The following is a 25812-nucleotide window of genomic DNA, read 5'->3' on the forward strand; positions in this document are numbered from 1 at the left end:
GGACCGGAACTCATGAATATCAAACCTCTTCTTACGCCGCTGGCCTGCTTCCTGCTGATGAACGTCTCTGCGCATGCCGCCAGCGTTAATGACTTCAAAAACATCATTAATCGCACCGGTGCGCCGGACTACATGCATGACTACGATCACGACGACCACCAGCGTTTTAATCCCTTTTTCGACCTCGGCTCATGGCATGGGCATCTGTTGCCAGATGGCCCCGCAACAATGGGCGGCTTTCCTGGCGTCGCACTGCTGACCGAAGAGTACATCAACTTTATGGCCAATAATTTTGACCGGCTGACGGTGTATCAGCACGGTAAAAAGGTCGATTTTGCCCTCGAGGCTTACAGCATTCCCGGGGCGCTGGTACAGAAATTGTCATCAAAAGATGTACAGGTAGAGATGACGCTACGCTTCGCCAGTCCGCGCACTTCGCTGCTGGAAACCAAAATCACCAGCAACTCGCCGCTGGATCTGGTGTGGGACGGCGAACTGCTGGAAAAACTGGAGGCAAAAGAGGGAAAAGCCCTGTCGGATAAAACCATTGATGGCGAGTTCCCTGGCTATCAGCGCAAAATCACCGCCACGCACGACGGCCTGAAAGTCACCTTCGGCAAGGTGCGTTCAACCTGGGATCTGCTCACCTCCGGCGAGTCGGAGTATCAGGTGCATAAATCTGTCGCCATGAAAACCACGGTTAATGGTCATCGCTTCACGGGGAAGACCCATATCAACGGTTCGACGACGATTTACACCACCTGGTCTCATCTGCTTACCGCCGAAGATGTGGCAAAAGAGCAGCCGCAGATCCGCGATATTCTGGCGCGTCCTTCTTCTTACATGCTCGCCTCGCAGCAGCGCTGGGACGACTATCTCAAGAAAGGCTTAAACAACCCGGACGCCACGCCAGAACAAACCCGAGTGGCGGTGAAGGCGATCGAAACGCTGAACGGTAACTGGCGCTCGCCGGGTGGCGCGGTAAAACACAATACCGTGACGCCGTCGGTTACCGGCCGTTGGTTCTCCGGCAACCAGACCTGGCCGTGGGATACCTGGAAGCAGGCCTTCGCCATGGCGCACTTTAACCCGGAGATCGCCAAAGAGAACATTCGCGCCGTCTTTTCATGGCAGATTAAACCCGGCGATCCCGTTCGCCCGCAGGACGCCGGATTCATTCCCGACCTGATTGCCTGGAACCTTAGCCCCGAGCGCGGCGGCGACGGCGGCAACTGGAACGAGCGTAACACCAAGCCAAGCCTCGCGGCCTGGTCGGTGATGGAAGTCTACAACGTCACCAAGAATAAGGCCTGGCTCGAAGAGATGTATCCAAAGCTGGTTGCATATCACGACTGGTGGCTGCGAAACCGCGATCATAACGGCAACGGCGTACCGGAATACGGCGCGACTCGCGATAAAGCCCACAATACCGACAGCGGTGAAATGCTGTTTACGGTGAAAAATGGCGACAAGGAAGAAACCCTTTCTGGACTGAAAAACTACGCCAACATCACCAGTAAAGGCCAGTATGACAGCCTCGAGATCCCAGCACAGGTTGCTGCTTCCTGGGAATCCGGGCGTGACGATGCGGCAGTCTTTGGTTTTATCGACAAAGAGCAACTGGATAAATACGTCGCTAACGGTGGGAAACGCAGCGACTGGGTGGTCAAATTTGCCGAAAACCGCAGTAACGACGGTAAGTTGCTGGGTTACTCGCTGCTGCAGGAATCGGTCGATCAGGCCAGCTATATGTACAGCGACAACCATTATCTGGCAGAGATGGCGACCCTGCTCGGTAAACACAAAGAAGCGCAGCGCTACCGCCAGCTGGCGCAAAAACTGGCGGATTACATCAATACCTGCATGTTCGACCCAGACACCCGATTCTTCTATGACGTGAGGATCGAAGATACCCCGTTGACCAACGGCTGTGCGGGTAAACCAATCGTCGAACGTGGCAAAGGGCCGGAAGGCTGGTCGCCGCTGTTTAACGGGGCGGCAACGCAGCCCCATGCGGATGCGGTGGTTAAGGTGATGCTCGATCCCAACGAGTTCAACACCTTTGTCCCACTTGGTACTGCAGCGCTGACCAACCCCGCCTTCGGCGCGGACATCTACTGGCGCGGGCGCGTCTGGGTGGATCAGTTCTGGTTCGGACTAAAAGGGATGGAGCGTTACGGCTATCGCGATGAAGCGTTAAAACTGGCGGATACCTTCTTCAGCCACGCCAAAGGCCTCACCGCTGACGGTCCGATTCAGGAGAACTATAACCCGTTGACTGGCGCACAACAGGGCGCACCGAACTTCTCCTGGAGCGCGGCACATCTCTATATGCTGTACAACGATTTTCTTAAAAAACAGTAATCTGTGACATACCGCCGGATGGCGCTTCGCTTATCCGGCCTACAAAGACACATTTTCACAGGCCGGATTAGGTGCTTGCATCGATATCCGGCAAATTCATTCTCTGGCCCCACTCCTTTTTTGAATCCCATCACAATCACGGCATTCCCCTTTTCCCTTTTACGCGGCGACGGCTAAATTAGAACTCATCCGACCACATAACAATAATTTTACATACTGGACACCTTTATGAGCTATCCGTCGCTGTTCGCCCCGCTCGATTTAGGCTTCACCACGCTTAAAAACCGCGTGCTGATGGGTTCAATGCATACCGGGCTGGAGGAGTATCCCGACGGTGCAGAACGGCTGGCCGCGTTCTACGCCGAGCGCGCTCGTCACGGCGTAGCGTTAATTGTGAGCGGAGGCATTGCGCCTGCGCTTTCCGGCGTGGGGATGGAAGGCGGCGCGATGCTCAACGACAGCAGCCAGCTTGCACACCATCGCGTCATTACCGATGCCGTGCATGACGAAGGCGGTAAAATCGCCCTGCAAATCCTGCACACCGGGCGTTACAGCTACCAGCCGCATCTGGTGGCACCATCTGCTATTCAGGCCCCTATTAACCGCTTTACGCCACATGAGCTGACGCACGATGAAGTGCTGCAGTTGATTGAAGATTTTGCCCATTGCGCCCAACTGGCGCGGGAAGCGGGCTACGATGGCGTAGAAGTGATGGGGTCGGAAGGGTATCTCATCAACGAATTCCTGACTCTGCGTACCAACCAGCGCGATGACCAATGGGGCGGTGAGTATGCCAACCGGATGCGTTTTGCCGTTGAGGTGGTGAGAGCGGTACGTCAGCGTGCCGGTAATGACTTTATAATTATCTTCCGCCTGTCGATGCTCGATCTGGTAGAAAACGGCGGAACCTTCGACGAAACCGTCCAGCTGGCGCAGGCTATAGAAGCCGCCGGGGCCACCATCATTAACACCGGTATTGGCTGGCATGAGGCGCGTATTCCCACTATCGCTACCCCGGTACCGCGCGGCGCGTTTAGTTGGGTGACGCGTAAGCTGAAAGGGCATGTGACAATCCCACTGGTCACCACCAACCGCATTAACGATCCCCAGGTCGCCGATGACATTCTGGCCCGTGGCGATGCCGATATGGTGTCGATGGCCCGTCCGTTCCTCGCCGATGCCGAACTGCTGTCAAAAGCGCAAACCGGACGAGCGGATGAGATCAACACCTGTATCGGCTGTAACCAGGCCTGTCTGGATCAGATCTTTGTCGGCAAAGTCACCTCTTGCCTGGTGAATCCGCGCGCCTGCCATGAAACCAAAATGCCGATCGTTGCGGCAGCTGTGCCAAAGAATCTGGCGGTTGTCGGTGCGGGTCCTGCGGGCCTCGCCTTCGCCATTAATGCCGCCGCACGCGGACATCACGTCACGCTGTTTGACGCACATGGCGAGATTGGCGGGCAGTTTAATATCGCCAAACAGATCCCCGGCAAAGAAGAATTCTATGAAACCCTGCGCTACTACCGCCGGATGATCGACGTGACTGGCGTGACCCTGAAGCTGAATCACTTTGTCAGCGCACACGATCTGCACACTTTCGACGAAGTGATCCTTGCCAGCGGGATCGAGCCACGTATGCCGCCGATCGAGGGGATCGAACATCCAAAAGTGCTGAGCTATCTCGACGTTCTGCGCGATAAAACGCCAGTGGGCAAACGCGTAGCGATCGTTGGCTGCGGCGGGATTGGTTTCGATACAGCCATGTATCTGAGTCAACCCGGTGAAGCCACCAGCCAGAACATTGCGGAGTTCTGCGTGGAATGGGGGATCGACACCAGCCTGCAACAGCCTGGCGGCTTACGCCCGGAAGGTCCGCACTTATCCCGCAGCCCGCGCCAGATAGTGATGTTGCAGCGCAAAGCCAGCAAACCGGGGCAAGGTTTAGGTAAAACGACGGGCTGGATCCATCGCGCCACCCTGCTCTCACGCGGCGTGAAAATGATCCCGGCAGTCAGCTACCAGAAGATTGATGATGATGGGTTACACGTCGTGTTGAACGGCGAACCGGTGATCTTTAACGTGGATAACGTGGTGATTTGCGCCGGACAAGAGCCACGCCGTGAACTGGTCGATCCGCTGCACGCGGCAGGTAAAACGGTGCATCTGATCGGCGGCTGCGATGTGGCGATGGAACTGGATGCCCGACGCGCTATTGCGCAGGGGACCCGCTTAGCGCTGGAGATTTAACACGTTGTATCCCGTAGGTCGGATAAGACAACTGCGCACATCTTTGCCTGATGGCGCTACGCTTATCAGGCCTACGAGGCAGCTCGTGTAGGCCGGATAAGGCGTTAGCCGCTATCCGGCACAAGGGCTTAACGACGGCGACCGGTTTTGACCGCTTTTAGCACCACGAATTTATTATTGGTGGCGATGGTTACGCAGTTGCCGAAAATCTTCTTCAACTTGTGGAAGTAGTCGAGGTGACGGTTAGCCACAATGTACAGCTCACCGTTGATTTTCAGGCAGCGGCGGGCGTGGTGGAACATCTCCCAGGCGATATTATCGGTCAGCGCATGCTTCTGGTGGAACGGAGGGTTGCAGAACACCGCGTTGAAGCGGAACGGTTCTACGCCGGAGAGCGCGTTATTAATCATAAATTCGCTGCGATCCAGCGCGTCCGGCAGGTTGGTTTCCACGTTCAGACGGCTGGAAGCGACCGCCATCGGTGATTCATCAACAAACACCACGCTGGCTTCTGGGTTCTTCGCCAGCAGCGTCATGCCCAGCACGCCGTTACCGCAGCCGAGATCGACAATCTCGCCTTCCAGGTTTTCCGGCAGATGTTCCATAAAGAAACGTGCGCCGATGTCCAGCCCGGTACGGGAGAAGACATTGGCGTGGTTGTGGATGGTCCAGTCGGTGCCTTCCAGCTTCCAGCTCAGGGTCTGGGCGGTATCGGCCAGCGCCGGTTTGGTAAAGGTACCGTTGATCAGGCGCGCCTTTTTCCATGCCAGCGTGGTGGTGGTTGGTCCCAGCACTTTCTCAAACAGCTCCAGCGTAGAGGTGTGGATATCACGCGCTTTTGCACCGGCGATGATACGCGTCTGCGGCGTGACCACTTCACGCAGGGCGCGCAGTTGCTGCTCCAGCAGCGCCATGGTTTTTGGCAGCTTAATCAGCACCACGCCCGGCGCCTGCGGATAGTCAGCGGTACTGTCGAGGAACTTGACGCTCGACTCGGCAATATCGTTGTGACGCAGGTTCTCACGTGTGGCAAGCTCGCTGAGATAGGAGTCGCCAATGCTGTACGGCGTATGTTCCGCCAGCGCACAGCCCAGCGCGCCGAAGGTATCATTCAGGATCAGCACCGGGCCGCTAATCTCGGTATCGTCCAGCTGTTGCAGCAGATATTCATCTGCAGCTTCCCACGCCAGCAGCGGGTTAACGTCATCCGTTTCCGGGAAACGTTTAAGTGACAGCGAACGGAAACCGTTGTCTATGTGGCTCATCGGCCCTCCTGAATGGTAAAATTTCGGCGTATCCCTGAAAAGGGTGCGTGAGTATACACTTTTTATACTTTATATGGGGCACTAATGAGTCAGTTGATCTATCTGCAAGGATATCCGGAGAATTTACTTTCTCAGGTGAGAACGCTGATTGCTGAGCAACGCCTGGGCGCAGTGCTGGAGAAGCGCTATCCGGGTACGCATGACTTCGCGACCGACAAAGCGCTCTGGCAATATACTCAGGATCTGAAAAATCAGTTTCTGCGTAACGCCCCGCCGCTGAATAAAGTCATGTATGACAGCAAGATCCACGTTCTGAAGAATGCTTTGGGGCTGCATACCGCCGTTTCTCGCGTGCAGGGCGGAAAGCTCAAAGCTAAAGCGGAGATCCGCGTGGCGACCGTTTTTCGCAATGCCCCCGAACCCTTTTTGCGTATGATTGTCGTTCATGAACTGGCGCATCTGAAAGAAAAAGAACACGACAAAGCGTTTTACCAGCTGTGCTGTCATATGGAGCCTCAGTATCACCAACTGGAGTTCGATACCCGCCTGTGGTTAACGCAACAATCGTTAAAGCAAACTGCGTAGTCGCGCACTGGCTTTGTCTTCAGGGCATGCTAAATTGACGAAAGAATCCCTTTTCGCAGCCTGAAGGCCTTTATGATACGTTTCGCAGTAATTGGCACAAACTGGATCACCCGCCAGTTTGTCGATGCCGCCCATGAAACCGGCAAGTATAAGTTAACCGCAGTCTATTCTCGTAGCCTTGAGCAGGCACAGACCTTCGCCAACGATTACCCCGTCGAGCATCTGTTTACTTCGCTGGAAGCGATGGCGCAAAGCGAGGCGATCGACGCCGTCTACATCGCCAGTCCAAACTCCCTGCACTTCCCGCAGACCGAGCTGTTTTTGCGGCACAAAAAGCATGTTATTTGCGAAAAGCCACTGGCCTCCAACCTGGCGCAAGCCGAAGCCGCTATCGCCTGCGCGCGTGAAAACCAGGTCGTGCTGTTTGAAGCGTTTAAAACCGCCAGCCTGCCTAACTTCCTGCTGTTACAGCAATCGCTCCCAAAAGTTGGAAAAATCAGGAAAGCATTTATCAATTACTGCCAGTACTCCTCGCGTTACCAGCGCTATCTGGATGGTGAAAATCCGAACACGTTTAATCCGGCGTTCTCCAATGGCTCGATTATGGATATCGGTTTTTACTGCCTGGCCTCGGCGGTTGCGCTATGGGGCGAACCACAGAGCGTTCAGGCCAGCGCCAGCCTGCTGGAAAGCGGCGTGGATGCTCACGGTGTGGTGGTGCTGAATTACGGTGATTTCAGCGTTACGCTCCAGCACTCAAAAGTAAGCGATTCAGTATTAGCCAGTGAAATTCAGGGCGAGTCGGGATCGCTGGTCATCGAGCATATTTCCGAATGCCAAAAAGTGTGCTTTGTTCCGCGCGGGGGAAAAACGCAGGATCTGACGACGCCTCAACACATCAATACTATGCTGTATGAGGCAGAGGCTTTTGCCCATTTGGTTGAATCCGGCGAAGTGGATCACCCGGCACTGGCCGTCAGCCGTATCACCGCTAAACTGCAAACGGAGATTCGCCGCCAGACCGGCGTGGTTTTCCCGGCAGACGAAACGGTAACCTCGCTGACTGCGTAAAAGTGTGTAAATGGAATGTTGCAGGCCATTGACTGAATGCATGGCCTGTAATATTTTGTAACCCGCAAAGGGGAGTAACTTCGTTGTCGGTTGATCGTCATTACGATGTGTGAAAAACCACATCCGGTCACCGGGCGATAACAAAGGAATACGCCATCGTATTCCTTTGTTGTTGTAAGTGAGACCTTGCCGAATGGCAAGGTCTATGCATAAAAAGCAGCGGCTAACGTCATTCGGCGTTGGCCGTTTTTTTTATGCATGGGGAAATACAATGAATACTGTCGGCACACCGTTGTTATGGGGTGGCTTCGCTGTCGTAGTGGTAATTATGCTGGCCATCGACCTGCTGTTGCAGGGTCGTCGTGGCGCACATACGATGTCGATGAAACAGGCTGCGGCCTGGTCAATCGTCTGGGTAACGCTGTCGCTACTGTTTAACGCCGCCTTCTGGTGGTACCTGGCGGAAACCCAGGGCCGCGCCGTTGCCGACCCACAGGCACTGGCGTTCCTGACCGGCTATCTGATCGAAAAATCGCTGGCAGTAGATAACGTCTTTGTCTGGTTGATGCTCTTCAGCTACTTCTCAGTGCCGCCTGCGTTGCAGCGCCGGGTATTGGTGTATGGCGTGCTGGGAGCAATTGTTCTGCGTACGATCATGATCTTCGCCGGCAGCTGGCTTATCACCCAGTTTGAGTGGCTGCTGTACGTGTTCGGCGCGTTCTTACTGTTTACCGGCGTGAAGATGGCGCTGGCGAAAGAAGATGCCTCCGGTATCGGTGACAGACCGTTAGTACGCTGGCTGCGCGGCCATTTACGCATGACCGATACCATCGAAGATGAAAAATTCTTCGTGCGTAAAAACGGTCTGCTGTTTGTCACGCCGTTGATGCTGGTGTTGATTCTGGTTGAGCTGAGCGACGTGATTTTCGCCGTCGACAGTATTCCGGCTATTTTTGCCGTTACCACCGACCCGTTCATCGTGCTGACCTCGAACCTGTTTGCTATTTTGGGGCTGCGTGCGATGTACTTCCTGCTGGCGGGCGTGGCAGAGCGTTTCTCCATGCTGAAGTACGGCTTGTCGGTCATTCTGGTGTTTATCGGTATTAAGATGCTGATCGTCGATTTCTACCATATCCCGATCGCTATCTCGTTAGGCGTGGTATTTGGCATTCTGTTTGTGACGCTGATTGTTAACGCATGGGTCAACCACCAGCACGATAAAAAGCAGCAAATACAGTAAGTTTCATCTGCTAGCTGAAAAGCCCGGCAGCACACTGCGTGCGTCGGGCTTTTTGTTTATCATGTCAAAACAATGTTAATTCAAAGTTATAAAATATGATCTCAGCGGGGAATCCAGGATATTTCTCTTCCCGAAGCTTTATCTTTCCTTATACTCAACCACGCAAACACTTTGTTACATCCAGAAAGATGCGTCGTAAGAGCGCACGATGGATGAGCAACAACACAATGAAAGGATCACGACATGACTACGCAACGTTCATCGGGGCTACTCTCGCGTTTGGCGCAAGGGAGCCTGGTTAAACAAATTTTGATTGGCCTGGTACTGGGGATTTTACTCGCACTGGTGTCAAAACCTGCGGCAGAAGCCGTTGGTTTACTGGGTACGCTGTTCGTCGGCGCATTAAAAGCCGTCGCGCCAATTCTGGTTCTGATGCTGGTCATGGCCTCTATCGCCAACCACCAACACGGGCAAAAAACCAATATCCGCCCCATTCTGTTCCTTTACCTGCTCGGAACATTTTCAGCGGCATTAGCCGCCGTTGTCTTCAGCTTCGCCTTCCCGTCGACACTGCACCTTTCCAGCAGCGCTGGCGATATCGTGCCGCCGTCCGGCATCGTTGAAGTAATGCGTAGCCTGCTGATGAGCATGGTTTCTAACCCAGTTGATGCCCTGCTTAACGCTAACTATATTGGTATTCTGGTCTGGGCCGTCGGTCTGGGTTTTGCACTGCGCCACGGTAATGAAACGACCAAAAATCTGGTCAATGATATGTCCAACGCCGTCACCTTTATGGTAAAGCTGGTGATTCGTTTCGCGCCAATCGGTATCTTTGGTCTGGTCTCATCCACGCTGGCAACCACCGGTTTTGCAACGCTTTGGGGCTACGCCCAACTGCTGACCGTACTGGTAGGCTGTATGCTGCTGGTGGCGTTTGTGGTCAACCCACTGCTGGTCTTCTGGAAAATTCGCCGTAACCCGTATCCGCTGGTGCTGGCCTGTCTGCGCGAAAGCGGCGTGTACGCTTTCTTTACCCGCAGCTCCGCCGCCAACATTCCGGTGAATATGGCGCTATGTGAGAAGCTGAATCTGGATCGTGATACCTACTCGGTATCTATCCCGCTGGGCGCCACCATCAATATGGCGGGTGCGGCGATCACCATTACCGTGCTGACGCTGGCGGCGGTGAATACGCTGGGTATTCCGGTCGATTTACCGACGGCGCTGTTACTGAGCGTGGTGGCTTCGCTTTGCGCCTGTGGCGCATCTGGCGTGGCGGGTGGATCTCTGCTGCTGATCCCACTGGCGTGTAATATGTTCGGTATCCCGAATGATATCGCCATGCAGGTAGTTGCCGTCGGCTTTATCATCGGCGTATTGCAGGATTCCTGTGAAACGGCGCTGAACTCTTCTACAGATGTCTTGTTTACCGCGGCCGCCTGCCAGGCTGAAGACGAGCGTCTGGCAAATAACGCTCTGCGCGGCTAATCCCTGCGCCCCTCCGTCATTGGGCGGAGGGGCTCTTTTCTTGTACGCTTTTTTCAATTTTGAACGGATCAATTCCGCGTTTTTGCATCCGCCGGAAGCGAATAATGTTCAGGCCATTCATCACCAGAAAACTCCCTTCGATCATCGTCCCGCCAATCGATCCCAGCCAGAAATTATGGATAACCCAACAGGCGGTTGCGCACCACATTACGCAACGCACGGTTAACCCTTGGCAGCGAAACAGCGCCCAGGTGCTGGCCAGCGTGCCAATTATCGGTAACAGCTCCATCGCATGCTGTAATTTCGCCAGACCGAGAACCAGGGTGAGGATAATAAAAACGGCCATCACCCACAGTTTGCGGGTATGCATTGAGACAAGTGTGCGGATGGTGTTTAGTTCTGCGCTCATTCCCGCGGGCCAGGCGCCCATCAGAAAAAAATGCACGCCAATGGTGGCGCTATAGACAGCAAGTTGCAGCCGGAAGCGGCGCTCATCGCGATTGAAAAAGGTGGTAATGCCGATCAGAAAGGCGATGACACCTACGCCCTGGGCCAGCCAATACGCGGTCATGAATGATCCTTGTCAGGTAATGCAAAAACAAACGGCGCTCCATATTATGAAACGCCGTTTTTAGATTCCACCATAAACAAACTTACCCAAAAGATTTTGTGCTACAGCAAGGTGGCAAGTTCGCACATCCCCGAGAGCTTACATGAGTAAGTGACCGGGGATGTGCGAACGCAGCCAACACAGCTGTGGTGCAAAAGATGAAGGGTAATTACAACGTTACGCCGCTTTTAAAGATAGCCAGTTCCCGGAAATCGTTGCGCTCGTTGCAGGTTTGCTTACCGTTGGCGAACTCAACGATCGTATCGACAAACTCGCTCAGCAGTTGAGGCATCGCTTTACCGTGGATCAACTGTCCAGCGTCAAAATCGATCCAGTGCTTTTTCTTCGCTGCCAGCTCGCTGTTGGTGGCAATTTTCACCGTCGGTACAAAACCACCGTACGGCGTACCGCGACCTGTACTGAACAGCACCATATGACAGCCCGCGCCCGCCAGGGCACTGGTGGCGACGGCATCGTTGCCCGGTGCGCTCAGCAGGTTCAGGCCATGCGTCTTCAGGCGTTCGCCGTAGCGCAGTACGTCCACCACCTGACTGGAGCCTGCTTTTTGCGTACAGCCCAGCGATTTATCTTCCAGCGTGGTGATACCGCCCGCTTTGTTGCCCGGCGATGGGTTCTCGTAGATCGGTTGGTCGTGGGCAATGAAGTACTGCTTGAAGTCATTAACCATGGTGACCAGCTTGCCGAACGTTTCTTCATCGCGGCAGTGGTCCATCAGCAGCTGCTCGGCGCCGAACATTTCCGGTACTTCGGTCAGCACGGTAGTTCCGCCGTTAGCAATCACGTAGTCGGAGAAACGGCCCAGCATCGGGTTGGCGGTAATACCGGAGAGGCCGTCAGAGCCGCCGCATTCCAGACCAAACTTCAGCTCGCCCAGCTTACCCGGTTCACGCTTATCGTTACGCATCACGTTGTACAGCTGGTGAAGATGTTCAATCCCCGCTTCCACTTCGTCTTCCTGATGTTGGCAGACCATGAAGTGAACGCGATCAGGATCGTACTCGCCTAAGGTTTCGCGGAAGGCATCCACCTGATTGTTTTCACAGCCCAGACCAACCACCAGCACCGCACCCGCATTCGGGTGACGCACCATGTTTTGCAGCATGGTGCGGGTATTAATGTGGTCGTCGCCGAGCTGTGAACAGCCGTAGGTGTGGCTGAAGAGATGCACGCCGTCGATTCCTTCGGCGTCGTTAGTCTCTTTCAGAAAACGGTTCTGCATCTGGCGTGCCATCGCGTTAACGCAGCCTACCGTTGGTAGGATCCACAGTTCGTTGCGCACGCCAACATCGCCGTTGGCACGACGGTAGATCTGCACATCGCGATCCGCCGGTTGTGCAACTTCCGCCTGAAAATCAGGTTGGTAGCGATACGTATCCAGGTCGCTCAGATTGGTACGCGTGTTGTGAGCATGAATATGCTCACCCGCCGCAACATCCACCAGCGTATGGCCAATTGGCAAACCGTATTTAATGACGTTTTCGCCTTTCGCAATATCGCATAAGGCGAATTTATGGCCACGAGAGACCGCCTGACGCAGGATTACCGCCTGCCCATCAACGGTGACTTCGTTTCCTTCAGCCAAATCAGCAAGCGCAACCGCGACGTTATCCAGCGCATGGATCTTGATGTATTGCATACCTTCACCCAGGCCTTAGTTCAGTTCAATGGCGAAATAATCGCGCGCATTGTTGAAGCAAATATTTCTGACCATTTCACCCAGCAGCTGGATATCTGCCGGTGCTTCGCCCGCGGCAACCCAACGGCCAATCATCTGGCACAGAATGCGACGGAAGTATTCGTGACGAGTGTAAGACAGGAAGCTACGGCTATCGGTCAGCATACCGACGAAACGGCTCAGCAGGCCGAGCTGTGCCAGTTGGGTCATCTGACGTTCCATCCCGTCTTTCTGATCGTTGAACCACCAGCCGGAACCGAACTGCATTTTGCCCGGCATACCTTCGCCCTGGAAGTTACCGATCATAGTGCCCAGCACTTCGTTATCGCGCGGGTTCAGGCAGTACAGAATGGTTTTCGGCAGCAGGTTTTGTTCATTCTGCTTGCTCAGCAGTTTGGACAGTTCTTCGGCCATCGGACGATCATTGATGGAGTCGAAACCGACATCCGCGCCCAACAGTTTGAACTGGCGCAGGTTGTTATTACGCAGCGCGCCGATGTGGTACTGCTGTACCCATTCGCGACGGGCGTATTCAGCGCCGAGGAACACCAGAACGGCGGTTTTGAACTGCGCCACTTCATGTTCACTCAGGGTTTCACCCGCCAGGCGACGCGCCAGAATGCTATCCAGCTCAGATTCGTTAGATTCGGCAAACAGCACCACGTCCAGCGCGTGGTCAGAGACTTTACAGCCGTGAGCTGCGAAGTGATCAAGACGTTTGGTCAGTGCAGCTTGCAGGTCGCTGAAGCGGCGGATATCCGTGTCAGACACTTCACCGAGCTTCGCCATGTAGTCATTAAAGGTCGCCAGCTCAATGTTAAAGGCTTTATCCGGACGCCAGCTCGGCAGCACTTTCACATCAAAGCTTCCGTCTTTAGCAACGGCCGCATGGTGCTCCAGAGAGTCGATCGGATCATCGGTAGTGCCGACCATTTTCACATTCATCTGCTGCATGATTCCGCGCGCAGAGAATTTATCCTGCGCCAGCAGCTCGTTGCACTGGTTCCAGATTTCGTCAGCCGTTGCCGGAGACAGCAGCTTACCTGTAATACCAAACGGACGACGTAATTCGAGGTGGGTCCAGTGGTACAGCGGGTTACCGATGGTGTGCGGAACCGTGGAGGCCCATGCGTCAAACTTCTCGCGATCGGACGCATCGCCGGTACACAAGCGCTCAGCGACGCCATTGGTACGCATCGCACGCCATTTGTAGTGATCACCCTTCAGCCAGATGTCATACAGGTTATTAAAACGATAGTTTTCAGCGATTTGTTGCGGTGGTAAATGGCAGTGGTAATCGAAGATCGGCTGGTCTTTGGCGTAATCATGGTACAGACGGCGGGCAAATTCGGTGTCCAGCAGGAAATCTTCAGTCATAAACGGGGTCATTATCGTCTTCCTCTCAACGAGTGCGTCAGATTGCTTATGTTTTGATGTTGACAAAGTTATCACACCAATTTCTATACGCTGAAGATATTTTCGTGAGTTAGATCAACAAATGGTGACAAAAAAATTACTCTCAAAGAGGTAAATCACGCGTCAAGCCGCGCCAGTTCTGGCTTTGCTGAATCGAAATAATGACCACACGAAGATTCACACTTTTGTGATGGCACTCACCTTTTAAAGCTGTATGACAAGTTATCTTTTGGCCGTCGCGATACATAAGCCGACGGAATGCAAATTACCGATGGATATCCATCGGATTGACCGGTACGGAAACCGAATTAGCACAATTATTGACATGGCAAAGTTCGGGGAGTACCGGCTTTTTTTCGGTCCCCCCTCGTAAAAGAACATCCTCCGCCCTGAACTGGAAGATGACCGCTCGTTCGCGGACATAACAAAACGATGAGGTTTTACATGCGTAAAATTAAAGGGTTACGTTGGTATATGATTGCACTGGTGACACTTGGCACCGTGCTGGGTTACCTGACACGTAACACTGTGGCGGCAGCTGCGCCAACTCTGATGGAAGAGTTACACATCTCCACTCAACAGTATTCCTATATCATCGCAGCGTATTCTGCTGCTTACACCGTAATGCAACCCGTTGCCGGCTACGTGCTCGATGTGCTCGGCACAAAAGTGGGTTATGCGATGTTCGCCGTTCTGTGGGCCGTCTTCTGTGGCGCGACCGCACTGGCTGGCAGTTGGGGTGGACTGGCGCTGGCGCGTGGCGCGGTAGGTGCCGCTGAAGCCGCAATGATCCCTGCGGGTCTGAAAGCCAGTTCTGAATGGTTCCCGGCAAAAGAGCGTTCAATTGCCGTAGGTTACTTTAACGTCGGCTCTTCTATCGGCGCGATGATTGCTCCACCGCTGGTGGTCTGGGCCATCGTCATGCACAGCTGGCAGATGGCATTCATTATTTCCGGTGCGCTGAGCTTCATCTGGGCGATGTGCTGGCTTGTTTTCTACAAACACCCGCGCGACCAGAAAAAACTGTCTGATGAAGAACGTGATTACATTCTGAATGGTCAGGAATCACAGCATAAAAACGCGACCTCGAAAAAAATGTCGCTCGGTCAGATCCTGCGTAACCGCCAGTTCTGGGGCATCGCGCTGCCGCGTTTCCTGGCAGAACCGGCATGGGGGACCTTCAACGCCTGGATCCCGCTGTTCATGTTTAAAGTCTACGGCTTTAACCTGAAAGAAATTGCGATGTTTGCCTGGATGCCGATGCTGTTTGCTGACCTGGGCTGTATCGTTGGGGGTTACTTACCGCCGCTGTTCCAGCGCTGGTTCGGCGTTAACCTGATCGTTTCACGTAAAATGGTCGTTACCATGGGTGCATTGCTGATGATTGGCCCAGGGATGATTGGTCTGTTCACCAGCCCATACATTGCTATCGCCCTGCTGTGCGTCGGTGGCTTTGCTCACCAGGCGCTGTCCGGTGCGCTGATCACACTCTCTTCTGACGTGTTTGGTCGTAATGAAGTGGCAACGGCGAACGGTCTGACCGGTATGTCCGCCTGGCTTGCAAGTACGCTGTTTGCGCTGGTCGTCGGCGCGTTGGCTGACACCATCGGCTTTAGCCCACTGTTTGCCGTACTGGCGGTATTCGACCTGCTCGGCGCGTTAGTCATCTGGACAGTATTGCAGAACAAATCGGCCAGCGAGGTAGAGTCAACGTCGCAAACTGGCGATCCCGCTGCGCAAAGTTAACCGGACAAGATTTAACAAGGTTTTGTCATGCTAAGCCGCCAGTTATCTGGCGGCTTTTTTGACGTCGCGAGTGGAGCCGTAATCGTAAAAGTGGTATAACAAATAGAGTCTGCCGTATCATGCCTGGAGCGCATATGGAAATCACTGAACCACGACGTTTGTACCAACAACTTGCCGCTGATCTGAAAGAACGCATTGAGCAGGGCGTCTATCTGGTGGGTGAAAAACTCCCCGCTGAGCGCTTTATCGCCGATGAAAAAAATGTCAGCCGTACCGTGGTTCGTGAAGCGATTATCATGCTCGAAGTTGAGGGCTATGTAGAAGTGCGCAAAGGTTCTGGCATTCATGTCATTTCGAACCAGGCCCGTCACCAGCAGGCCACCGACGAATCGCTTGAATTCGCCAATTATGGTCCTTTCGAGCTGCTTCAGGCTCGTCAGTTGATTGAAAGCAATATCGCTGAATTTGCTGCTACGCAGGTTACCAAGCAAGACATCATGAAACTGATGGACATTCAAGAGCATGCGCGGAATGAAAAATGCTTCCGCGATTCCGAATGGGATCTGCAGTTTCATATTCAGGTCGCGCTAGCCACGCAGAACTCAGCGCTGGCCGCCATTGTGGAAAAAATGTGGACCCAGCGCAGCCACAACCCGTACTGGAAAAAACTGCACGAACATATCGACGCACGTACCGTCGATAACTGGTGTGATGACCATGATCAAATTCTCAAAGCGCTGATCCGTAAAGATCCGAACGCGGCAAAACTGGCGATGTGGCAACACCTGGAGAATACCAAAATCATGTTGTTCAACGAGACCAGCGATGATTTTGAGTTCAACGCCGATCGTTATCTTTTTGCAGAAAATCCGGTCGTTCATCTCGATACGGCAGTTAACAGCGCTAAATAAGCAATCTTTTCGATGCAGGCGCGACAAAGCGCCTGTTTCTCCTGCTTGGTAAGCATTAGGTATAAAGTGTCAGCCTGTGTAAATCCTCTCGCCTCCCTCCATTGCGATAAGCAAAATCACAGTTCAACAACCGTAATTTCTATAACGGACAACGTTGACCTTTGTTACAATTAGATGCTATTTGAATTTTTGTGTTTGAGAGCTTGCTTACTTCACAACTTTACAGGGAATAGTTCAGGCCGTGAATTTGTGTCAGACCGCGATCCATGTAAAAAACACCAATAAAATTGCGGCGTTACAAACTCCAGAAAACCGGCATGACGACAACCGATTCTCCAGGAATATTGAATGGAACTACTGACTCAATTACTGAATGCTTTATGGGCTCAGGATTTTGAAACGCTGGCCAATCCTTCCATGATTGGCATGCTCTATTTCGTACTATTTACCATTTTGTTTCTGGAAAACGGACTGCTGCCAGCGGCCTTTTTACCTGGCGACAGTCTACTGGTGCTGGTCGGCGTACTTATCGCCAAAGGCGCGATGGGTTTCCCGCAAACGGTACTGCTGCTCACTACCGCAGCCAGCCTGGGTTGCTGGCTTAGCTATATCCAGGGGCGATGGCTGGGGAATACCCGCACAGTACAAAACTGGCTATCTCATCTGCCCGCGCATTACCATCAGCGCGCGCATCATCTGTTCCATAAGCATGGCTTGTCTGCGCTGCTGGTCGGTCGCTTCATCGCGTTTGTCAGAACATTACTGCCGACCATCGCAGGATTGTCCGGCCTGAACAATGCGCGCTTTCAGTTCTTCAACTGGATGAGTGGACTGCTTTGGGTTTTGATTCTCACAACGCTTGGTTATCTGCTGGGCAAAACGCCGGTGTTTCTCAAGTATGAAGATCAGCTGATGTCTTGTCTGATGCTGCTTCCTGTGGTGTTACTGGTGTTTGGTCTGGCAGGTTCACTGGTTGTTCTTTGGAAGAAGAAATACGGGAACCGAGGGTAAATTATGCTGAAATCATGCATAACGCTCCGACGACTTGCCTGGTCCACCACTTTTATGTTGTTCATTGGCGCGTTGCTCCTGACCTGGTCTGTCATTCGCCAGCAGGAATCAACGCTTGCCATTCGTGCCGTAAACCAGGGAGCCAGCATGCCTGATGGCTTCTCTATCTGGCATCACCTGGATGCCAACGGCATTCGTTTTAAAAGCATCACTCCGCAAAATGACGCACTGCTGATTACCTTTGATTCCAGCGCGCAGAGCGCAGCCGCAAAGGTCGTACTTGATCGAACGTTACCGCACGGTTTCGTTATTGCTCAGCAGGATGATGATAATCAGGCGGTGCAGTGGTTATCCCGCTTACGTGATACTCCACACCGCTTTGGTTAATTTCCAGGAATCTGAATTAGATCACTCACTTTGGTGATTTCACCGTTTAGCGCCTATGATTAATAAACTGGGCTTATGACCCAACGTTTTATTATTCTGGAGCATCGACCCTAAACGACGAGGTCGAATCACAATGGAAGGTTCAAGAATGAAATACCGCATCGCTTTGGCAATTAGCCTTTTCGCTCTAAGTGCCGGCAGCTACGCCAACACCCTCTGTCAGGAAAAAGAACAAGACATTCAGCGGGAGATTAGCTATGCCGAAAAACACAATAATCAGAGCCGCATCAATGGGCTGAACAAAGCGCTGAGCGAAGTCAGGGCAAACTGTACTGACAGCAAACTGCGCGCCAACCATCAGAAAAAAATCGCCGAGCAGAAAAATGAGATTGCCGAGCGTCAACGTGACTTAGCCGAAGCTAAGCAAAAAGGCGATGCGGATAAGGTCGCAAAGCGCGAACACAAGCTTGCTGAAGCTCAGAAAGAGCTAAAAGAACTCGAGACCCGCGATTACTAAGTACGGTAACTAGCCACTCAACTGGAGAAAACTATGTCGAAAGATAATGCTACGGAAAACCTGCGCGCTGAGCTGAAATCTCTTGCGGATACGCTTGAAGAAGTACTTAGCTCTTCTGGCGATAAGTCGAAGGAAGAGATGAGTAAAATTCGCAGCAAAGCCGAACATGCGCTGCGCGAGAGCCGTCATCGTCTGAGTGAAACCAGCGATGTGATTGCCAAACAGACCCGTGAGGCCGCGGCTAAAGCCGATAACTACGTGCGCGAAAACCCATGGACAGGCGTCGGCATTGGCGCTGCAGTCGGTGTGGTGCTTGGTGTACTGCTGTCGCGCCGTTAACAATGGCTGATTCTCAACACGCACAAGGTCCAGGCAAAGGCGTACTGGGTATTGGACAGCGGATCCTGACGATTCTCGTTGAGATCGTAGAGACGCGGCTGCGGCTGGCCGTCGTTGAGCTGGAAGAGGAAAAAGCCAACCTCATCCAGATCCTGCTGATGCTTGGGCTGACTATGCTGTTCGCGGCGTTTGGCCTGATGAGCCTGATGGTACTTATCATCTGGGCCATTGACCCTCAATACCGCCTGAACGCCATGATTGCCACCACCGTAGTGCTGTTGCTGTTAGCGCTGATTGGCGGGATATGGACGCTGCGTAAAGCGCGTAAAACAACGCTGCTACGCCATACGCGCAATGAACTCGCGAACGACAGGCGGGCTCTGGAGGATGACGCATAATGAGCAGTAAAGTCGAACGTCAACAACGTAAGGCGCAACTGCTTGGACAGATCCAGCAGCAACGGCTGGATCTGTCTGCTACTCGCCGCGACTGGCTGGAAGCCACCGAGGTCTACGATCGTGGCTGGAAGACGCTGTTGAACCTGCGCGGCTGGGTGTTAGTCGGGAGCAGTATTATGGCGGTTCGCACCATCCGTAACCCAAATCTGCTGGTCCGCTGGGCCAAACGCGGCTTTAGCGTCTGGAGCATCTGGCGTCTGGTGAAATCGACCATCAGACAGCAGCAACTGCGCGGCTAATCCCTTCCCTATCCCCAACCTCAAAATTTTTGAAAAATACTGACAGTTTTCCTTGCTAACAATTCTCATTAGCCACGTTTATTATTCTCTTCATCGACAGCAACGACGCGCTCAGCAGCGTCGTTGCACAAAAAAACACAATAAGCCGCCTGAGTGGTTTCCTGGAGAGTATGATGAAGAAATTAGAAGATGTTGGTGTACTGGTAGCGCGCATTCTGATGCCAATCCTGTTTATTACCGCAGGTTGGGGAAAAATCACCGGATATGCAGGTACCCAACAGTACATGGAAGCCATGGGCGTCCCTGGATTTATGCTGCCGCTGGTAATTCTGCTTGAGTTTGGCGGCGGTCTGGCAATTCTGTTCGGTTTCCTGACCCGTACTACCGCGCTGTTCACCGCAGGCTTCACGCTGCTGACGGCATTCCTCTTCCACAGTAACTTTGCGGAAGGAGTGAACTCTCTGATGTTTATGAAAAACCTGACCATCGCAGGCGGCTTCCTGCTGCTGGCTATCACCGGTCCGGGCGCATTCAGTATTGACCGCGTACTGAATAAAAAGTGGTAAGCAAACTATACTGAACACATCAAAAAGCGAGGAGATATCTCCTCGCTTTTGCTATCTGAGGAGACGATAAAATGGGACAACTGATTGACGGCGTCTGGCATGACACCTGGTACGATACCAAATCAACCGGTGGGAAATTTCAACGTTCTGCATCGGCTTTCCGTAACTGGCTCACCGCAGATGGCACGCCTGGCCAGACCGGTGAAGGTGGCTTTGCTGCCGAAAAAGACCGTTATCATCTGTACGTTTCTCTGGCCTGTCCGTGGGCGCATCGCACACTGATTTTGCGTAAACTTAAAGGGCTGGAACCGTTTATTTCCGTTTCCGTTGTGCATCCACTGATGCTGGAAAACGGCTGGACCTTTGACGATAACTTCCCGGCGGCCACTGGCGATACCCTGTATCAGCACGAATTTCTCTATCAGCTCTATTTACACGCCGATCCGCACTACAGCGGTCGGGTGACCGTTCCAGTGTTGTGGGACAAAAAGAATCACACCATTGTCAGTAACGAATCAGCAGAAATCATCCGCATGTTTAACACTGCGTTTGATGCGCTGGGTGCGAAAGCCGGGGATTACTATCCATCTGCCCTACAAAGCAAAATCGACGAGCTGAACGGCTGGATTTATGACAACGTCAATAACGGCGTGTATAAAGCGGGGTTTGCCACCAGCCAGGAAGCCTACGACGATGCCGTGGAAAAAGTCTTTCAATCTCTGGCACGACTGGAGCAGATCCTGGGTCAGCATCGCTTCCTGACCGGTGACCAGCTAACTGAGGCCGATATTCGCCTGTGGACCACGCTGGTGCGCTTTGATCCGGTTTATGTCACCCACTTCAAGTGCGACAAACACCGCATCAGTGACTACCTGAATCTGTACGGTTTTCTGCGCGATATCTACCAGATGCCGGGCATTGCGGAGACCGTCAACTTTGACCATATCCGTCATCACTACTTCCGTAGCCACAAAACAATCAACCCGACCGGTATTATTTCAATCGGCCCGTGGCAGGATCTCAGCGAACCTCATGGGCGTGACGAGCGTTTCGCCTGATTTACACTGGCCTCCGTTTGGGTAATGCTGTTCAGTTAACGCCTCAGTTTCGAAAGGCATCAACATGTGCTGGCGGAGGTAATGAATATGCTATTTCAGGGAAAGGGTTCCGTTCACCTCATGTTCATCGTTTCTCTGAAGCACCGATTCCTGTGAACGTGTAAAGGGCGTTCTCCGCCACGCCCTTTACAATCCCGGCTCCCAGCAGGAAAATTGTTGCTATGCAATACCCTCCGCTTATTCCTCCAGGCTACCGGGTCGGGCGCGAGGAAACGTCCCTGTATAACGCGCCCTGAACCCGCATCCATGCGGGTTCTCCCGGCCTTACGGAAACACGTCGGCAATTTTCAGCCGGACCAGCCCACACCTGACCATCTGCGTTTTTTTTGAATATATCTGAACAGCAAATCAGATTTAACTGGAAGTCAGAGCATTACAGCGATGACCCCGGTCCGGCTGAAAATCGATGAGGCGTTGACGGCTGACCGGGGCTGCCCGCAGGGATGCGGGCAGAGGGGACGGCCTGCATGGACGCAGGCTCGGCCCCGACCCGACAGGCAGACGGAATAAGACGAATACATCGCGCAGCGACGATTTTCCCGCCGGGAGCCTGGGTTGCAAGGGAGGCGGCGGTGAGCCTCCCTTGCCCGTTCACGGGTATAAAGATATCAGAGAAGCAACGCACATGAGGTGAACGGAACCCTGAGCAAGAATCACATGTTCACCATACATGCTTAACTGATCGGCATTGCCCGTTTGGAGGCCAAATAATTAACAACACAAATATTTACCAGCATTCCATTCGCAGCTATTCTTAATTTGATTGCTTTAAAAACAAGTAATTGAACGCAGAACGAGGCAAAAATGGATTGGTATTTAAACGTATTAAAGAATTACTTTGGTTTTGGTGGCCGCGCGCGTCGTAAAGAATACTGGATGTTTGTGCTGGTCAACATCATCTTCACGTTCGTGCTGGGCATTCTGGACAGAATGTTTGGCTGGGAGCGCGCCGGAGGAGAAGGCATATTAACGACGATTTACGGGGTTCTGGTCTTTATCCCGTGGTGGGCGGTACAGTTCCGGCGTTTACATGACACCGACCGTTCAGCCTGGTGGCTGCTGGTGCTATTGATCCCGATCGTCGGCTGGTTGGTCATCATCATTTTCAACTGTCAAAACGGCACTCCGGGGAGCAATCGCTTCGGCGCTGACCCCAAACAGCTGTCCTGACGTAGTACGTATAGATGCCTGAAGGCGTTAGCTTATCAGGCCTACAACATATCTCCGTCCTGTAGGCCGGATAAGGTGCAATTGCACCGCATCCGGCGTAACAGTCAGGCTATTTACCCGCAAACAGCTTGGGAATTTCTCGCAGACACCAGGATTTCGCCTCGCCCATGCTGTCACGACGCCAGGCCATAATAATATCTATCTCGCTTGTCGATTCCGGACTAACGACCCGCAGTCGACCAGCTGCAATATCCTCTTCCACCAGCGGGTACGGCATTGTCGCTACGCCCAATCCGGCCAGCAGCGCCTGACGTTTATCTTCTATCGTACTCACCGTCAGACGCGGCTGTTTATCCAGCAATTGAACCGTGAGTACCGGACGCTCACGGGCGGTATCCGCCACAGCGATCCCACGGTATTTCACGCGGGTGACTTCCGATAACGGTTCCGGCTCCTGATGAATCGGATGATCCGGAGCCGCCACATACACGTTCATCAGCGAGTACAGCTTGCGCGAGTTGATTTCGGAAGATGAGCGAAAATGCATATCCGGCGCAATCACGATATCCGCCCGCCCCTGCTCAAGACGCTCCCACGCCCCGGCCAGAACTTCGGTAATAACGGAAAGCTGGGTATTGGCCTTCCCGGCCAGTCTGTCGATCAGCGGGAAAAACGCCGCCGTTGGCACCAGTGCTTCGGTAACGATAGTCAAATGCGTTTCCCATCCGCGAGCCAGCGCTTCGGCATCGGTAGTCAGTTTATCCGCAGCTTCCAGCAGTACGCGCCCACGCTCCAGCAGCATACGCCCGACGTTAGTGAATTTTGTGCGGTGGCCTGAACGGTCAAACAGCACTACGTCCAGCTCTTCCTCCAGCTTCTGCATGGTATAGCTAAGTGCGGAAGGCACGCGCCCCAGTTCGTCTGCGGCGGCGGCAAAGCTGCCGCGCCTGTCTATTGCGTCCATGACGCGTAACGCCTCAAGCGTTAAAGCCCTTTCTTTAGCCATCTCGTTCTCATTCAGGAAATTTGAACATACCGGGCAGAATATCTGGCTAACAATGCAGCGTCTAGCCATTTAACATAAAAGGAAGTAAAGAGAGGTCAAGAACTATGATTACTACCCGTACAGCCAAACAATGCGGGCAAGCAGACTACGGCTGGCTGCAGGCCCGTTATACCTTCTCCTTTGGACACTATTTTGATCCTAAACTGCTGGGTTATGCCTCGCTGCGTGTTCTGAACCAGGAAGTTCTGGCACCGGGGGCCTCTTTCCAGCCGCGGACCTATCCGAAGGTGGATATCGTCAATCTGATCCTTGAAGGGGAAGCAGAGTACCGAGACAGCGAAGGCAACCATATCAAGGCCAAAGCAGGCGAAGTTTTACTGCTCGCGACACAGCCCGGGATTAGCTATAGCGAACACAATATCAGCAAAGACAAACCGTTAACGCGGATGCAGCTCTGGCTGGACGCCTGCCCGCAGCGTGAAAACGCCTGCGTACAGAAAGCCACGCTGGGTACCGGTAAGCATCAGCTGCTGGCCTCGCCGGACGGTGAACAAGGCAGCCTGCATCTGCGCCAACAGGTATGGGTGCACCACGTTGAACTGCAGCAAGGTGAATCGCTGAGTTTTCAGTTACATGGGCCACGCGCTTATTTACAGTCGATTCACGGCAGATTCCATGCGGTGACGTCTGGTGCCGAAAAAGAAGCGCTCACCTGTGGCGATGGGGCATTTATTCGTGACGAAACTAACATAACGTTAGTCGCCGATACCCCGCTGCGCGCTTTGCTGATAGATTTGCCCGTATAGTCAGGGAAAACAATGGAGTACGACTATTGAGCAAGAAATCATCAAAAAAACGCCAGCCGCAGGTTGAGCTGAAAAAACAGGAAACAGTTGCCTTCGGCTATGAAGAAATGCTGACAGAGCTGGAAGCGATTGTGGCCGATGCCGAACTACGGCTGGAAGACGAAGAAGCCGCCTGAAAAGGCGGCTTAGACTTATGCCGGGTGGCGGCAACGCTTTACCCGACCTGAAGATTAATGCGCCTTACTGGCCATGATCTCAATAATCTGCTTGTCGGTTTCCTGCATCGAACGACACGCCAGCGCACACAGGTTAGCGATAGATTGTTCCACGTTATGCGCCACAATCCCTTCGTTTCCGGTTACGGCAGTATCATCCAGTGCCATCAGTACCGCTTTCCACGCCGCAGATGCGCTGGTTGAGACTTTCATCGCGCAGCTGTTTGAAGCGCCATCGCAAATCATTCCGCTCACGTCGCCAATCATGCTGCTGATCGCCATCGCGATGGTGTTGTAGCGGCCATCCACGATCCATGCCATCCCCGCTGCAGCGCCCATCGCCGCCGTGGTTGCTGCGCACAGCGCAGACAAACGAGGAAGCTGATGATGGATGTAGATAGCGCTCAGGTGAGACAACATTAGCGCACGTGCCAGTTTCTCCTCATCCGCGCCAAAGTGCTCGGCCACCACCATGACCGGAACAGTCGCGGTAATCCCCTGATTGCCGGATCCGGAGTTGCTCATGGCCGGCAGCGTCGCCCCGCCCATTCGCGCATCCGATGCCGCACTGGTGCGGATCAGAATAGAGGTGGAGAGATCGTTCGCCAGCAGACCACGCGCGCACTGCTTCTCAAGTGTGGTTCCGATGTGCAAGCCCCAGTTACCACGCAGCCCTTCCTGAGACAACGCACCGTTCAGCTTTGCCGCATCAAGAATAAAGCGGATCGACTCAAACGGTACCGCGTTCACGAACGCCACAATCTCTTCCAGCGAGGTGTGAGACAGTACCGCCAGCGGCGACTCCAGCTCCTCTTCCTGAGCATTCTGTTCTGTGGTGAACACTACACCCTTATTGGTCTCGATGTGGACTATGTTGGTATGACCGCCCACAATCGTCACGCACGCCCATCCTTCAGCGCTGTAAACCTTCGCGCGGGAAAAGAGGATATCCTCGCAAGGCTCCTGCAGCATCACCGCGACCTTGCCAGCGCACAACATCGCTTTCGCATCAGCGATCGCTTGGGGCGACGCATCTTTCAGTACCTCTAAACCGGCACGGGCATTTCCCCCCAGCGCACCCAGCGCCGCCGCGACAGGTAACCCGACCATTCCGGTACCCGGCACGGTAACGCCCATGCCGTTTTTCATCAGGTTCGGTGAGACCCACGCATCAATACGTTCAACCGCGCCGTCCAGCTCAGAGGATGCTACCGCTGCCGCCAGCGCCAGAGAGATAGGTTCCGTACAACCCAGCGCAGGCTTAACCTCTTCCTGTACCGCGCGGATAAAACTATCCCATAATGGATTCAATGTAGTCTCAAACATAACAACAACCTTTGC

Annotated in this window: 25 protein-coding genes; 19 read left to right on the forward strand and 6 right to left on the reverse strand. The window is 53.4% G+C overall.

Annotated elements, in window-relative coordinates:
• Positions 1 to 12: 12 nt before the first annotated feature.
• Positions 13 to 2364: an alpha-glucosidase gene (gene ygjK, locus WC1_RS04370; protein ID WP_016151019.1), complete on the forward strand. Its 2352-nt coding sequence runs from the start codon at positions 13 to 15 to the stop codon at positions 2362 to 2364.
• A gap of 228 nt (positions 2365 to 2592) precedes the next feature.
• Complete coding sequence (locus tag WC1_RS04365; RefSeq protein WP_016151020.1) at positions 2593 to 4611, forward strand: oxidoreductase; 2019 nt, start codon at positions 2593 to 2595, stop codon at positions 4609 to 4611.
• A 128-nt stretch (positions 4612 to 4739) separates the two neighbouring features.
• Here WC1_RS04365 and rlmG read toward each other — a convergent pair whose 3' ends face one another.
• Positions 4740 to 5876 carry a 23S rRNA (guanine(1835)-N(2))-methyltransferase RlmG gene (gene rlmG, locus WC1_RS04360; RefSeq protein WP_003024789.1) on the reverse strand — a complete coding sequence of 379 codons (1137 nt, stop codon included), beginning with the start codon at positions 5874 to 5876 and terminating at the stop codon, positions 4740 to 4742.
• A gap of 84 nt (positions 5877 to 5960) precedes the next feature.
• Between rlmG and WC1_RS04355 the strand changes: the two genes are divergently transcribed.
• The 4 genes from WC1_RS04355 (at position 5961) to sstT (ending at position 10260) form a co-directional block, all read left to right on the forward strand.
• Positions 5961 to 6461 carry a M48 metallopeptidase family protein gene (locus WC1_RS04355; RefSeq protein WP_003024792.1) on the forward strand — a complete coding sequence of 167 codons (501 nt, stop codon included), beginning with the start codon at positions 5961 to 5963 and terminating at the stop codon, positions 6459 to 6461.
• Between the two features lie 72 nt (positions 6462 to 6533).
• Positions 6534 to 7532: a Gfo/Idh/MocA family protein gene (locus WC1_RS04350; RefSeq protein ID WP_003846207.1), complete on the forward strand. Its 999-nt coding sequence runs from the start codon at positions 6534 to 6536 to the stop codon at positions 7530 to 7532.
• A 271-nt stretch (positions 7533 to 7803) separates the two neighbouring features.
• Positions 7804 to 8772 (forward strand): TerC family protein, encoded by a 969-nt coding sequence (locus tag WC1_RS04345; RefSeq protein ID WP_003828551.1) that lies wholly within the window; start codon positions 7804 to 7806, stop codon positions 8770 to 8772.
• A gap of 243 nt (positions 8773 to 9015) precedes the next feature.
• On the forward strand, positions 9016 to 10260 hold the full coding sequence (gene sstT / locus WC1_RS04340; RefSeq protein ID WP_003841490.1) for a serine/threonine transporter SstT: 1245 nt from the start codon (positions 9016 to 9018) through the stop codon (positions 10258 to 10260).
• 16 nt (positions 10261 to 10276) lie between these two features.
• Here the strand turns inward: sstT and WC1_RS04335 are convergent, their stop codons facing one another.
• From WC1_RS04335 to uxaC, 3 genes are all read right to left on the reverse strand, one after another.
• On the reverse strand, positions 10277 to 10831 hold the full coding sequence (locus tag WC1_RS04335) for a YgjV family protein (RefSeq protein ID WP_016151021.1): 555 nt from the start codon (positions 10829 to 10831) through the stop codon (positions 10277 to 10279).
• Between the two features lie 208 nt (positions 10832 to 11039).
• Entirely contained in the window at positions 11040 to 12527 is a 1488-nt protein-coding gene (locus WC1_RS04330; RefSeq protein WP_003024809.1) for a UxaA family hydrolase, read from the reverse strand.
• A 15-nt stretch (positions 12528 to 12542) separates the two neighbouring features.
• Positions 12543 to 13955, reverse strand: coding sequence for a glucuronate isomerase (gene uxaC / locus WC1_RS04325; RefSeq protein ID WP_016151022.1), 1413 nt, complete (start codon positions 13953 to 13955; stop codon positions 12543 to 12545).
• A 471-nt stretch (positions 13956 to 14426) separates the two neighbouring features.
• On the opposite strand from uxaC, the gene WC1_RS04320 reads away from it, so the two are divergent.
• The 11 genes from WC1_RS04320 (at position 14427) to WC1_RS04270 (ending at position 22444) form a co-directional block, all read left to right on the forward strand.
• Positions 14427 to 15728: an MFS transporter gene (locus tag WC1_RS04320; RefSeq protein ID WP_016151023.1), complete on the forward strand. Its 1302-nt coding sequence runs from the start codon at positions 14427 to 14429 to the stop codon at positions 15726 to 15728.
• Positions 15729 to 15862: 134 nt separating this feature from the next.
• The gene (exuR, locus tag WC1_RS04315) at positions 15863 to 16639 is read left to right on the forward strand and encodes a transcriptional regulator ExuR (protein ID WP_003024817.1); all 777 of its coding nucleotides are present in this window, start codon (positions 15863 to 15865) and stop codon (positions 16637 to 16639) included.
• A 348-nt stretch (positions 16640 to 16987) separates the two neighbouring features.
• Complete coding sequence (yqjA, locus tag WC1_RS04310) at positions 16988 to 17650, forward strand: DedA family general envelope maintenance protein YqjA (protein WP_003024820.1); 663 nt, start codon at positions 16988 to 16990, stop codon at positions 17648 to 17650.
• An 18-nt stretch (positions 17651 to 17668) separates the two neighbouring features.
• Positions 17669 to 18037 carry an EnvZ/OmpR regulon moderator MzrA gene (mzrA, locus tag WC1_RS04305; RefSeq protein ID WP_162838710.1) on the forward strand — a complete coding sequence of 123 codons (369 nt, stop codon included), beginning with the start codon at positions 17669 to 17671 and terminating at the stop codon, positions 18035 to 18037.
• 148 nt (positions 18038 to 18185) lie between these two features.
• Complete coding sequence (locus WC1_RS04300) at positions 18186 to 18554, forward strand: DUF1090 domain-containing protein (protein WP_003024825.1); 369 nt, start codon at positions 18186 to 18188, stop codon at positions 18552 to 18554.
• A 33-nt stretch (positions 18555 to 18587) separates the two neighbouring features.
• Entirely contained in the window at positions 18588 to 18893 is a 306-nt protein-coding gene (locus WC1_RS04295; RefSeq protein ID WP_003024832.1) for an ElaB/YgaM/YqjD family protein, read from the forward strand.
• Positions 18894 to 18895: 2 nt separating this feature from the next.
• Positions 18896 to 19291: a phage holin family protein gene (locus WC1_RS04290; protein WP_003024834.1), complete on the forward strand. Its 396-nt coding sequence runs from the start codon at positions 18896 to 18898 to the stop codon at positions 19289 to 19291.
• Positions 19291 to 19590 carry a YqjK-like family protein gene (locus WC1_RS04285; protein WP_003024845.1) on the forward strand — a complete coding sequence of 100 codons (300 nt, stop codon included), beginning with the start codon at positions 19291 to 19293 and terminating at the stop codon, positions 19588 to 19590. The genes WC1_RS04290 and WC1_RS04285 overlap by 1 nt, the downstream gene beginning before the upstream one ends.
• A 173-nt stretch (positions 19591 to 19763) precedes the next feature.
• Positions 19764 to 20156 (forward strand): DoxX family protein, encoded by a 393-nt coding sequence (locus WC1_RS04280; RefSeq protein ID WP_003024847.1) that lies wholly within the window; start codon positions 19764 to 19766, stop codon positions 20154 to 20156.
• A gap of 71 nt (positions 20157 to 20227) precedes the next feature.
• Positions 20228 to 21214, forward strand: a complete 987-nt coding sequence (locus WC1_RS04275; RefSeq protein WP_016151024.1) for a glutathione S-transferase family protein — start codon at positions 20228 to 20230, stop codon at positions 21212 to 21214.
• 864 nt (positions 21215 to 22078) lie between these two features.
• Complete coding sequence (locus WC1_RS04270; RefSeq protein WP_016151025.1) at positions 22079 to 22444, forward strand: DUF805 domain-containing protein; 366 nt, start codon at positions 22079 to 22081, stop codon at positions 22442 to 22444.
• 109 nt (positions 22445 to 22553) lie between these two features.
• On the opposite strand, the gene yhaJ is transcribed toward WC1_RS04270, so the two are convergent.
• Complete coding sequence (yhaJ, locus tag WC1_RS04265; RefSeq protein ID WP_003024855.1) at positions 22554 to 23450, reverse strand: DNA-binding transcriptional regulator YhaJ; 897 nt, start codon at positions 23448 to 23450, stop codon at positions 22554 to 22556.
• A 104-nt stretch (positions 23451 to 23554) separates the two neighbouring features.
• Here yhaJ and WC1_RS04260 point away from each other — a divergent pair, with 104 nt between their 5' ends.
• Positions 23555 to 24256, forward strand: a complete 702-nt coding sequence (locus tag WC1_RS04260; RefSeq protein WP_003024860.1) for a pirin family protein — start codon at positions 23555 to 23557, stop codon at positions 24254 to 24256.
• Positions 24257 to 24282: 26 nt separating this feature from the next.
• Positions 24283 to 24432 (forward strand): hypothetical protein, encoded by a 150-nt coding sequence (locus WC1_RS24780; protein WP_003841507.1) that lies wholly within the window; start codon positions 24283 to 24285, stop codon positions 24430 to 24432.
• A 54-nt stretch (positions 24433 to 24486) separates the two neighbouring features.
• Here the strand turns inward: WC1_RS24780 and WC1_RS04255 are convergent, their stop codons facing one another.
• Positions 24487 to 25797, reverse strand: a complete 1311-nt coding sequence (locus tag WC1_RS04255; RefSeq protein WP_016151026.1) for an L-cysteine desulfidase family protein — start codon at positions 25795 to 25797, stop codon at positions 24487 to 24489.
• Positions 25798 to 25812: the final 15 nt, after the last annotated feature.

The sequence above is a fragment of the Citrobacter sp. KTE30 genome (assembly GCF_000398825.1).
In the GTDB taxonomy this organism is placed as follows: Bacteria; Pseudomonadota; Gammaproteobacteria; order Enterobacterales; family Enterobacteriaceae; genus Citrobacter; species Citrobacter freundii.